This is a genomic window from Parabacteroides caeci, assembly GCF_023656795.1.
GTDB classification, from domain to species: Bacteria; Bacteroidota; Bacteroidia; order Bacteroidales; family Tannerellaceae; genus Parabacteroides; species Parabacteroides segnis.
The window spans coordinates 44,100-56,284 of sequence record NZ_JAMOKT010000024.1 but is presented as its reverse complement, the minus strand read 5'-3'; the positions used below and the strand labels follow the sequence as shown (position 1 = coordinate 56,284).

7 protein-coding genes are annotated in these 12,185 nt (G+C 43.2%); 2 read left to right on the top strand and 5 right to left on the bottom strand.

Annotated elements, in window-relative coordinates:
• The first annotated feature begins 105 nt into the window (after window positions 1–105).
• Window positions 106–1,158 carry a hypothetical protein gene (locus tag NBH15_RS13550; RefSeq protein WP_250822840.1) on the top strand — a complete coding sequence of 351 codons (1,053 nt, stop codon included), beginning with the start codon at window positions 106–108 and terminating at the stop codon, window positions 1,156–1,158.
• On the opposite strand, the gene NBH15_RS13545 is transcribed toward NBH15_RS13550, so the two are convergent.
• The 4 genes from NBH15_RS13545 to NBH15_RS13530 all read right to left on the bottom strand — a co-directional run bounded on the left by NBH15_RS13545 (window position 1,150) and on the right by NBH15_RS13530 (window position 9,098).
• A complete protein-coding gene (locus tag NBH15_RS13545) occupies window positions 1,150–1,581 on the bottom strand; it encodes a hypothetical protein (protein ID WP_250822839.1) in 432 nt (143 codons plus the stop codon). The genes NBH15_RS13550 and NBH15_RS13545 overlap by 9 nt on opposite strands.
• A 179-nt stretch (window positions 1,582–1,760) precedes the next feature.
• Entirely contained in the window at window positions 1,761–5,663 is a 3,903-nt protein-coding gene (locus NBH15_RS13540) for a DUF6383 domain-containing protein (protein WP_250822838.1), read from the bottom strand.
• A gap of 495 nt (window positions 5,664–6,158) precedes the next feature.
• Window positions 6,159–6,368 (bottom strand): hypothetical protein, encoded by a 210-nt coding sequence (locus NBH15_RS13535; RefSeq protein WP_128134688.1) that lies wholly within the window; start codon window positions 6,366–6,368, stop codon window positions 6,159–6,161.
• A 69-nt stretch (window positions 6,369–6,437) separates the two neighbouring features.
• A complete protein-coding gene (locus NBH15_RS13530; protein ID WP_250822837.1) occupies window positions 6,438–9,098 on the bottom strand; it encodes a transglutaminase-like domain-containing protein in 2,661 nt (886 codons plus the stop codon).
• A gap of 141 nt (window positions 9,099–9,239) precedes the next feature.
• Between NBH15_RS13530 and NBH15_RS13525 the strand changes: the two genes are divergently transcribed.
• Window positions 9,240–10,757, top strand: coding sequence for a potassium/proton antiporter (locus tag NBH15_RS13525; protein ID WP_009860174.1), 1,518 nt, complete (start codon window positions 9,240–9,242; stop codon window positions 10,755–10,757).
• Between the two features lie 180 nt (window positions 10,758–10,937).
• Here NBH15_RS13525 and NBH15_RS13520 read toward each other — a convergent pair whose 3' ends face one another.
• Window positions 10,938–12,155 (bottom strand): TlpA family protein disulfide reductase, encoded by a 1,218-nt coding sequence (locus NBH15_RS13520; protein WP_009860175.1) that lies wholly within the window; start codon window positions 12,153–12,155, stop codon window positions 10,938–10,940.
• Window positions 12,156–12,185: the final 30 nt, after the last annotated feature.

The window sequence follows — 12,185 nt, the reverse complement described above, 5'->3', positions numbered from 1 at the left end:
ATTTCAGATCATTTCAGGCATAAAAATGTGTCAACTAACATACCAATCTCCAAGGAATCATATAAAAAGAAATCGTACTTTTGTCAATATAAAAAATAAAATGATATGACACTTATAGCCAATCCCATTTACGACGTGGTCTTCAAATATTTAATGGAAGACGAGCGCGTAGCCAAGATCCTACTCTCGGCACTATTGAAAAAAGAGATCCTCGAACTTGAAATGCGCAAACAGGAATACACCGCCATGCAGCAAACACGCATCTCCCTGTTCCGCATGGACTTTGCCGCCAAAATACGCGACAATAATGGAGAAGAACACCTCGTGTTAATCGAACTGCAAAAAACCTGGTTGGCCACAGAAACACTTCGTTTCCGCCAATACCTTGGTACGCAGTATCTCAACAAAGAGAACATAAAAAGCGATAAGGACAGCAATTACGGACTACCAATCATCTCGATCTACATCCTAGGGCATATCTTGGGTGATTTGAAAGAACCTGTCATTTACGTACGTCGTCGTTACCTCGACTACGATGATAATGTACTCGAACAGAAAGACAAATTTATCGAAAGCCTGACACACGACAGCATCATCGTCCAAATCCCTTACCTACAAGGCCGCACGCGCAACCGCCTGGAACGTCTACTGAATCTTTTCGATCAGGATCGCCGTCACAAAGACGACGACCATTATCTGGAGATTGACGAAACACAGTTCCACGAGAAAGATGAACAATTGTTGGTCAACCGCCTGCTTCGTGCCGGTACTACTCCCGACGTTCGCCGTGCCATGCAAGTAGAAGACGAAATCCTCTCCGAAATAGAAGCCCGAGACACCACCATCATGCTCAAAGAACAGGTAATAGCAGAAAAAGAACAAGAAATAACACAAAAAAAGCTAGTCATCGAACAGAAAGAGCAGGTGATCGAACAGAAAGAGCAGGTGATCGAACAGAAAGAGCAGGTGATCGAACAGAAAGAGCAGGTGATCGAACAGAAAGAGCAGGTGATCGAACAAAAGGAACAACAACTTGAGCAACAGAAACGAACTATGAGAGAACTGGTTCGAATACTGTCACAAACGGGCATTTCTCTAGAAGAAATCTCTAACAGATTATCACTTTCTATCAAAGAGATCGAAGAAATTCTACAATAATTCCTGTTCCTCTTCCGAGATATAGTAGTTACGCTGGACGGTACCTAGAGAAACCCCGAAGTCGAAACAACTGCACATCAAGTGGAAGAAACAACCGTCGCGTTCAGCTCCCGAATGTTTTTTCAAGAAACGGTCGATACGTTTCAATTCTTTCAGTACATCGGCATGGCTGCCTTTGGGAATTACCTGCCGGTCTTCGGGATAGATGACCGTCGCTCCGAGGCGTTCAGACAGGATGGATTTATACTTGGCCAGTTGCCGTTTATTACTACGCGACAGTGTGCCGCACGATTCGTTCATGCTGCGCAGACGATCAATCTCATCGCAAAGAGCATCCAGGGTCAGCGATGCCGTTGGGATTTCTTTTTTTTCATGCTGTTTACTGATATTAAATAACGAAAGCCCCGGCAGAAATAAATCCACCGGGGCTTTGTTTTTTGTCTGCCGCCGTTCTTCGCAGAGAGACGGCAGAAAGAACTTTATTTCATTACTTTAGTATTAATATCGACCACTTTTTCACCTCTCACAGGTTAATTAGTAGAGACAGACGTATCAATCCGTCTCTACCGCGCAGTCAGAATCTATTGATTATAAATAATTTCTTATTTTACGATTGCTTTAACAGCAGCTTCACCTTCGACTGCTACGACTACTACACCAGCAGGAGTAGAGATCTGAGCTTCGTCGGATGCAACTACTGTGTTGGCAACAGTCTGACCAAGTACGTTAGTGATTACTACGTTCTTACCGGCTGCACCCTTAACAGTTACTACACCGTTACCAGCGATAACGCTGATTGAAGATGTTGTAATGTCGTCGTTGGCAGTAGCATCTTCGTCTGTTGTTTCGAAGTAGAATACACCAGACTGACCAATTCTTTCAGCAATATTACTAGTACCCCATTCATGGTCACCTGCATCTGTTCCTAATTTAGCCAATACAGGAACACCGTTTTCAGTCTTAACCCATGCACCTTCGAAAGAACCAATCTTTGAAACATCCTCCAGATAAGATTCCAACAAGAACGGTTCGCTCAGTTCAACTGTACCTTCATTGTCTGATTTTGTCTTACGCAAAGAGAATGTATGGTTTGTATTTACATCTCCGGCGATTGAGTGACGAGTTACCCATTTGTTAGCAGTCTTACCGCTTTCGATTACCAAATATTTAGGATCCAGCACCTTGCCTTTAGCCACATAAGTTGCCTGAGGTTCAACACCGTTATCCTTCACAGTCATCAAGTCTTTCAGTTTATAACCATGATTTACAACATAGAAGTATTCTTTATCACCTTCTACCTGGTGGATACCTTCTACGAAGCCCAGACGAGTGTAGCTGTTGAACTTATACAAGTCAGCATCATGCATCATGTTGTTATTCTGAGAAATAGAGTCTTCCAGATTTACCAAGAACCAACCGGCTGTATAACCGTTGTATGCTTCGAAGTGAACTTCACCATCATCTTCTGCATCTTTTTCCAATTCCCAGTAACCGTGGATTCTAGAAGAATGGTCGCAAATGTATCCGTCACGAATTGAGTCTACACGTACACCGAACAAATAACGCTGCATGTTAGGATTGTCTTTAACAACTTCGTCCACATACAATGCAGGTTTAGTTGTCAGACCTTTGCTTTCAACACCCAAATAATGGAAGTCAGGATTGATATCCTGGATCAAACTTACCTTGTTTGCATCGTTGCCATCTTCAAACAGATAGTTCTTTTCTGCCAACTGCTGGAAGAACTTGATGTTGCTGTTCAGATCAACCTTATAATCGGCTGCGATGTTGATATACTGGTTAACCGGATTACCGCTGAAGTAGAATGCATCAGATACGTCATTCGGCTGATCTTCCAGGTTGTTGTCGCGCAATACACGCATTTCAGAACCGGCTTCTACAGCAGCTTTCATCCAACCGTTATCAGACTTCAAGTCATATACATTACCAGTCAAGTCTAAGATATTATCTGCACTCAATGTCTTAGGAGCATTGATGTCAACCATCACATAGCAAGTATCAACCGGATTTCCACCTTCCAAGTTGATCTGATCGGCTTTCAGATAGAATACACCTAACTTCTTGTAGTAGTTATCCATTTCAGAAAGCTTCATAGCTTTGTAATAGTAACGTCCATCGTTATCACGAACAGAAGCCAAGAACAATTCGTCGTTGTCGATCAGGTTATTGTCTTTCACCTTGATCAGGTAGGCTTTACGTTTCAGTTGATTCAAAACAGCCTTTTCTTCCACTTCATTACCAGCTTTGCAATCTACGATTTCTTTCAATTCAGCTCCGAATTGATATTCTTTAGCACCTTGGTTAGTAGCCAAAGTAGCTTCGGCAATTTCGAAGATTGTTGCATCACCTTCTTCTACTGCGATGTTGTTACCTTTGACATGTTTCAAAACAGCATCCACATAACCGTTGTTCCAGTTGATCTGGTAGTTGTTTTCAACACCGTCGTTCAATTCGTCTTTAGTAAACCATTTGTAACCGTGAGTTTCAGTATAAGCGATTTCTTCTTCCACTTTCTGAATGTCCATAATATCAACTACGCGCAATAAGTCTTCTTTAAACCAACCGATATTTGATTCATATCCTGCACTATATTTAGTAGTACGATCAATGAAGCGGTAAGCCTCGATCTTGTTACCTTTTGCATCCTGTCCTTCTACTTTGTAAAGCTGTCCTTCGAACACAACACCCGGATATTCACGGTTCTGGATCTGTACATAGTTAGCCAAACCTTCTTCCGGACAACCCAGCTGCTTAACTACCCACATTGTAGCCGGCATCAAAGAGTAATCCTGGTTCTTAGCTTCAGTGTCATACATCAACTTAGAGGCCATGTTGTGTACGATGCTCATACCTTTGCTACGGTTTCTCTCATCAGCATCCTTATTGGCCAGATTGATATAATACAATCCGTCGGGAACAGTTGTACGAGTCAGATATGCAAACGGACGGTTGATAGTCAGTTTAACAAATTGTGTGTTTGTATTGTCATAAACCACTGTCAATACATCCTTACCTGAAACGTCGTCGATAGCCAAAGCAACTGTTCTTGAACCTGTATTCGGGTTATAGAAGTCATTAACCAATGTATTAGCCTTTGAATACTGCATAGTAGCAAAAGACTTCGTACATTCAGAATCTTTCCAGTTTTTGCCATCTTCAAACGGAGCCTGTACAGCAGCGTTCAGCGGTTCCAACACGATGCTATCGTTTGTCGGGAAGTAAGTAGCACGGAAATAATAACGGGCTTTCATGTAGTCGTCATCATCCTCCTTCCAATTTTTCAATGCAAACTTAACTGCCGGTGAACTCAAGCTCTGATTTGATTTGTAATAAATGGCAGTATCGGCCAACAGATATTTACCTTTATCATCTGCAACTTTACTGTTGACCACTTTAAAGTTCAAGTTAAACAAAGAATCGGTAACAACATGTCCTCCGTCGTATGCACCATCTTCAAAACTATTACCATCAACGCTTGCACGTTTTATTTTATTCAGATCAGCTCTTCCCAAACCTGCAGCATCTGTTTCCGCTGTAAATTCCAATTCATTTCCAGCTTTAGCATCGTTCAAATAACCTAAGAAGTTTTCTGCACCTTGCATGTCTTTGAACAAATTGAAGAAGAACGACTGGTCGTTACCTTTATCATCAGCATCCATACGAGTATTGAACTGCTCAGCTGTCATATGGAACGGATAAGCCACAACAGGTTTGATTGCCAAAGCATCATCAACGCTGCTAATATCATTGCTTGACATTTTGACAACTTTAGCTTTAACCAATTTGCTATTCTCTTGATCTGCGTCAAATTCAAAGCCAACTACCTCCAACCTATTACGCAAAGCTTCACCATTATCAGTATCCTCTTCATAAGCCAGATACATTACTTCTTCATATTTCTGGTTATGCAAAGAAGCATACATCTTAGTATAATCTTTCTTTTCATCTCTATTGAAATCATACCAAGCCCAAACTTTCGTACCGTCTCTCATTTCAGAAACTTCGTCATTCTTAATAACAGAATGGTCGAAAGTCAATTCCAATCCGGTTTCTTTGTTAACCAATGTCCAATGTCCACCGGTAGCTTCATCTTTTTTACCATACGTAAGTTTCCAAAGGGATGCATTCAACGGAGCATCGGCTTTTGCCACTGTACGCAGGTAAATTTTACCTGTTAGGTAATCACGTTCCTGAATCAGGACATCGGCAACATCAGTCCCGCCATTGAAAACTTCCAACTGATACCACAAACCATCTTCAACAACGTTCACGTCTTTAGTAAATTTACCGTTGTTGTAATAGAGTTGTCCTTCATCGTCAGAAACCAATGCGTTATCCCAACCCGCCGAATTCGTCTCAAATGTACGATAGGCAGCCTGCGGAGCTGAAGGGTTAGTATACTTCCAGTTTGTTTCCGTAAACTGAGCAGAAGCACTACCTGTCATCAGCGCAAGCGCCATAAGCGTAGAAAACTTTTTGTTCATAAATCTTTAATTTAATATTAATAATAGTGTTACTTAAAAAGCCTTTTAACCATAGATCCAGGAACGCACCCCAAAGCAAATGACTAGAAAAAACGTTCCTTTTTTCTCGCCATTATTTCTTGCTCATTTTATCTTTGTGTTCAAAAGGGCGGTTTTCGTACTTATTTCGCTATTCTGTTGATAAGAAAGGATATAGGAAAGAAAAAAATATTTTGAAAATGGTTGGAGGATTAAAAGAATGTGGTAACTTTGCTGGCGAGAAAAAAGGAACGTTTCTTTTAGTCATTACTATTCATTCGTAATTATACTACAAAACAATATATTATCTATCATTTCACATTATAATTATATGTATGGATTTAAACACGCGTACATATATTAATATGCTGATACACAGTATACCTCTTTGTGGAAATTTGACATGCAAATGTTAAAAGGATTATTTCAGGCACAAAAAAGGCCATCGTTAAAAACGATAGCCCTGACTCATCAATCCTATAAAAAGGACTTACAAGCTATTAATTTCTTCTTCGGAAAGACCCGAAGCAATTGAAATAGCTTTAATATCCACCCTTGTCTTTTCAAATTTGCAGCCATAAAGCGAAGTCCTCCGATACGCCCTTCTATCGTCTCAGAAGGCAATTCCACATTCAGGAAAGTTAGATCGACAATACTGCGCTCTCCATCGAACGCTAGTCCTTCCATAGAAAAACCCTGTATCCGGAAGTTTCTTTACTACCGAATACAGGGCTGATTATTTATGCGAATTGTATTTTACAACTTATGTATCACCTTCATCAACTGTTCGCCCAGGCCGATGGTGTATCCCTGGGATACGAATACGACACGGTTGAAGGTATCGGCGATGATGAAAATCGGAAGCTGGCTGGCATTCTGTAACTTCATGGCCGATGCAATCTCTTTCCGGATATGGTTGTCGGCATCGATACCGTATGTGATTGTGCCCGGCAGGTCGCCGAACTCTTTCGGATCGAAGTTTTTGTAACCTTTTTCATCCGGAAACAGAAGCACCATGCTACGGCCCCATCCTTCCAGATCTTTCTTCACGGCTGCGATATCGCGCATAGCGTGGTTGGTCGGTTCCTGACGGGCTCCCAGGATAGCTACCACATAATAACCGCGGCCCGTTGTTGCCAGTACGCTGGTTTCTTCACCGTTATCGGCACGTTTGAACTTGTTTTCCGAATTGAAGTTACCGATCACCTGTACTTCGTCGGTGTTCTCACGCATTTCCAGTTTAGTATCTGTTGTCTTGTCCGGTTCTACATTGAAGAAAGATACTTCGGCCAGGACGCTGCCGTTTGCCATACGGGTTCCGGTTACCATCATATAGTTACCTTCGTCCATCGACAACGGTTTCTTCAGCATGCTGCTCCAGGTATCGCCAACACCCATATCTACATTGCCGGTACGTTCGAAGTTCAATGTCTGCAACTTCGCATCCGGAAGAATCTTGGCAATCGTGAAGTGGCTGTAATATTTCGGATCCTGCAAAGCCTTGATCGGGCTGTAGGAAGCGACCACCTTACCTTGTTTGGCTGTAGTCTGAACGGCTGCTTCGAAGTCAACGTCCATCCAGTTGCCATCCTTCATATACTGTACCTTACGGGCTACCGGTTCGATACGTGCCGGGATACCCAGGCTACGGGCAGCAGCCACAAAGAAGATATTGCGTGAACCCTTATCGGCTATGCGGGCCTTGAACACACCCATCGGCATAACCGGGATACGCTGCGGATTCAGATCATCATTGATTGTGATATTCTTTTTCACCCACTCAACCAAAGCCTGCGGGTCCTCTTTTGCCTGTTTCGCCAGTGCAGCATCTACATTTGCCTGGAAATAGCTGCGATACGGAGTAAGGAACTCGTTAGCTATGCGCGGGTTCAATATATAATTATTGAACTGTTCACTCTTCACTTCTTCCGCATTATTCAGGTGATCTGCCAGAACGGAAGCCGGCGTATCACGAAGGTCTTTAGCCGAAATCACATCCAGTAACGCCATAGCAACCGGACGTTTATCAGCCGGGGTTTCACGCAGGAACTTTCCGATTTCCATCCAGTTACCGCGGCTGCCGATCAGAAAGTCGGAAGTCTTCAGCGGGTCGATGCCGAGTTCTTTAGCCAAGGCTTCGGCTTTTTCTTCGGTATAGAAAGTTGCTACATATTTGTTACGGATAGCATCTTCTTCCAACAGGCGTTTAGCGTTAGCCTCTTTCTGTTCCGGAGTTACTTCGGCAGGGATAGAACCTTCTACCGGAGGAATAATGTCAAGAGTAACTGCTCCTAATGCATCACCCGGTTTCTTATCCAGCTTGATCGTCGCGTCACCTTTTCCAAAAGATACTTTATCGAAACCGAATTTACCGTCTTTGGTTGCCCATACGAACATATCACCTTTACCGGCGGTCAGGAAAGTCTTTCCTTCAGCATCGGTTTTCTTATTGGCTACGGTATAGAACTCTGCATAGTTGTAGATTTTAAATTCCACGTTTGCATCGGGGACAGGGTTACCGTCGGTATCGACTACGGTCACGATGGCTTTGCCTGTCGGTGCGTAGTTGTCGATCACATTGATTTCTGTGTAACCGTCTGTTTCAAGCATCACTTCTTCCGGACCGTTATATTTGCCGAATACCTTCGTATGCATCAGCATACCCCGGTAAGCCGGACCGTTAAACCATCCCAGATTCAGAACCGGTTCCGGTTCGCAGGCACCCAGGAAATACCATTTGCCGTTCACCCAGGCTTCTACCCAGGCATGATTGTCGTCGGTATGTGCCCAACGCGGGGTATATACCTGACGTGCAGGGATACCTACCGAACGAAGCGCAGCCACCGTAAAGGTAGACTCCTCACCGCAACGGCCATAAGCTGTCTTTACAGAAGCCAGCGGAGAGCTGGTACGGGCATCGGAGGGCGTATAAATCACCTTTTCATGACACCAGTGGTTTACTTCCAGCACGGCATCGTATAAGGACATACCTTTCACACGGTCTTTCAGTTCGTCGAAGAAGACCATACGGCTTTCGTCCAGGTTCTCGTTGTTTACACGGATAGGAAGAACAAAATGACGGAAGATGTCTTCAGGGATACTGTCGCCCCACGGCATTTCCTGCTTTGCCTGGAAAGAACTGCGGATATTATCCAGGTAAAGTTTTCCATCATAGTCGGTAATGTCGCCGATCGGCATATAGGCATACAGGAATGTAAGCGCCTCTTTTTCTTCCGGCGTCATTTGTTGATTGAAAACTGCAAACAGATCTCCGTCAGGCAGGGCTGCCTGTTTGGCCTGGAAATCTTTCTCTACTTCGGCTCTGAATGCATTGTCAGAGATGAAGTGCTTCTCTTTGTTACACGCCGTCCCTATCAGGAGAGCGAACAATAATACAAATAAATGTGTTTTATGCATAGTGTTTATTTTACGCCGACAAATATACGTAATATATTCATTAATCAGTATATAAGCTTGTTTTTTCGGCATTCAAACCATTGTAGTTTCAGTTTTTTTTCGTTATTTTGAAAGATAATTTAGAGTAAACCGTTTCCGCTTATGTTCCACGACTTAGACATTTTACATAATGCGGAGGGAATCTTGTTGATTGCTTCCGTCATTCTTTTTTTCAGTATTTTCGCCGGTAAGGCAGGTTATCGTTTCGGACTCCCCGCCTTGTTATTATTCCTGGGAGTCGGTATGTTGTTCGGCAGTGACGGACTTGGTATCCAGTTCAGTAATCCCAATGCGGCACAGTTTATCGGTATGCTGGCTTTGAGTATCATCCTGTTCTCAGGTGGTATGGACACGAAGATATCAGAAGTAAAACCGATTGCTCCACAAGGGGTTATCCTTGCGACGATCGGGGTATTGGCTACCACCTTTATAACGGGTGGTTTCATCTATTACTTGTCCAAACTGGTCACCGGCTACGAGACGCTGACTCTTCCGGAGTCGCTGTTGATGGCGGCCGTCATGTCGTCAACCGATTCGGCTTCCGTATTCTCTATCCTGCGAAGCAAAGGGGTGTACCTGAAAGAACGGCTTCGTCCGACATTGGAGTTAGAAAGTGGTAGTAACGACCCGATGGCGTATATGCTGACTTTGTTACTGATCGCTTATATACAGACGGCAGGGATGAACCTGGCTGATGCTGCTTTATCGCTGGTTATCCAGTTGTCGGTGGGTGCTATTGCCGGTTTCCTGTTAGGAAAGATAGCTGTATTTATCATTAACAAGATAGATATCGACAACGAATCGTTGTATCCGATCCTGCTGTTGGCTACTGCATTCTTTACTTTTGCCGCCACTACACTATGTAAAGGAAACGGCTACCTGGCCGTATATATAGCCGGCTTGGTGGTAGGAAATGCCAAGATTGTACATAAAAAGAGTATCGGTACGTTCTTCGACGGTTTTGCCTGGTTATGGCAGATCGTGATGTTCCTTACGCTCGGATTGCTTGTCAACCCGCACGAACTGCTGCCGGTGGCCCCCATCGGGTTAACGATCGGTATCTTCATGATTATCTTCGCCCGTCCGATCAGCGTGTTCCTTTGCCTGATTCCTTATAAAAACTTCTCCTTTAAAGGGAAGTTGTATATATCATGGGTAGGGCTGCGCGGTGCCGTACCGATCATCTTCGCCACTTATCCGATGATTGCGGGAATAGAACACGCCGGACTGATATTCAATGTGGTATTCTTTATCACCATCCTTTCGTTGCTGATACAAGGCACTACCGTAACACAGGCTGCCAAATGGCTGGATATGATCGACGAACCGGAACGAAAAGATGTATTCGGTATCGAACTGCCGGAAGGCATCAAGAGCGCGATGAGTGAAATCGACATCACTCCGGAAGTGCTTACGCATGGGAATAAACTGATGGAGCTTACCCTGCCCGACCATACACTGGCGGTTATGGTGATGCGCGACGGACGTTATTTCATCCCTAAAGGGAATACGGTTCTTATGGAAAACGATAAGTTACTGATGATCTCCGATAACGACGAAGCGTTGCTCCAGGCTTATGAGGCACTGGGGATTACGGATTATACGCTGACAAAGAATTAATATTACTATAATCTGAATCTTCGTTTCTCCCGAGGAAACCCTTGTTTCTTGCGGGAGAAACTTTTGTTTCCCGCCAAAGAAACTTTTGTTTCACCTGGAGAAAATAGGTGAAACACCTGGAGAGGAATTGAACAACTTCCTGAAAACGTTTTCTCGTTCTCGAGTACTTTTTCAATGACACTAGTTCGATTTTAATAGCTCATCTATTGCTTGGGTTATTTCTTTCCCGGTATGTTCCAGATTATAACCTTTTATGATTCGTTTTATAACTCTGTTCTCATCCAGTATGAAGAAAAAAGGAACGCCTCGGTCGCCATTCAGATAAGTATTCACTATTTCATCGTTACCGGCAAGAAACAAGTAGTTTATATGTTGCCTATTTGCATAATTCTGAAGTGACGGCATTTTCCGATTCCAGATTTCAACGGCAAGAACCGTCAGTTGTTCTGCGCTGTATGTCTCTTTCAATTTATTCAGGAAAGGGATAGAAGCTGCGCAAGGGCCGCAACCGATTCCGGTAAATTCCATTACAATGACTTTGCTACTCAGGTCAAACAATGAGACTTGCAGATCTTTGGTATCCGTCAAAGTCCAATCGGGAGCTTTTTGACCAGTAATATTTACCTCTGGCTTGGTGTCATATTTCTTGCCATATTCTCTGACCTCGTAATCTGCCGGGATGTAGTCGGAGGCAGTAATTCCTTTAGCGCTCAGTGTATTAAACTGGCCTTCTATATAAGTATATTCAGTTATGTTATGTGACATTTCTCTTCTGACCTTGTAGGGTAAATTATCCGATTTACGGATGTGTACCTCATATATGGAAGTCGGGTCTTGGTAGAACGGTGGCTTGGGAAGATGGTAAGGTCGTCCGAAAAATTCAACTTGTACATCTTCGTTAATAACCAAACTAAGCAGATATTCATCTCCGCAATCTTTCATGTCCACGGAGATACTGTCCTGGGTTGTCAGCACATATTTAATAATATTCTTCGCATAGTTGAAATAAGGAGTTCCTACGCCTACCAGTCTGAAAGGCAGGTTTCTGCGAGTAAAATCATCAACCATAACTCCGTGTTTGTCATGGTAAAAGGATAGACGTACATACCCATCATAACAGGAACTTATTTGCTTTTTCTCAGCATCCGAATAGTCCGTATAACTGGCACCTACCGCAGTGTCTGCCGGATTATCATATTCTTCTACAAATGTATAGACAGAATAGCCCGGTATTGTGTCGCCCGGTTCCCAAGCTTCACTCTGCAAACGGTAAGTAGCCGTTTTTATCTTCTCCAAATTATCTAATACTTTTCTTAAGTATTCACTCCTGTCCTCCGTTCCGTTCCCCGTCATTACTGCTGACAAAAAGAGAACGATAAATAACAATTTTGTTCTCATGGTATAATTATTAATACTATATGTTCTCTA

What these genes read in the sequence shown, in the direction of transcription:
- NBH15_RS13550 (WP_250822840.1), top strand. Translation starts at nt 106, where the DNA reads ATGACACTTATAGCCAATCCCATTTACGACGTGGTCTTCAAATATTTA.
- NBH15_RS13540 (WP_250822838.1), bottom strand. Translation starts at nt 5,663, where the DNA reads ATGAACAAAAAGTTTTCTACGCTTATGGCGCTTGCGCTGATGACAGGT.
- NBH15_RS13535 (WP_128134688.1), bottom strand. Translation starts at nt 6,368, where the DNA reads ATGGAAGGACTAGCGTTCGATGGAGAGCGCAGTATTGTCGATCTAACT.
- NBH15_RS13530 (WP_250822837.1), bottom strand. Translation starts at nt 9,098, where the DNA reads ATGCATAAAACACATTTATTTGTATTATTGTTCGCTCTCCTGATAGGG.
- NBH15_RS13525 (WP_009860174.1), top strand. Translation starts at nt 9,240, where the DNA reads ATGTTCCACGACTTAGACATTTTACATAATGCGGAGGGAATCTTGTTG.
- NBH15_RS13520 (WP_009860175.1), bottom strand. Translation starts at nt 12,155, where the DNA reads ATGAGAACAAAATTGTTATTTATCGTTCTCTTTTTGTCAGCAGTAATG.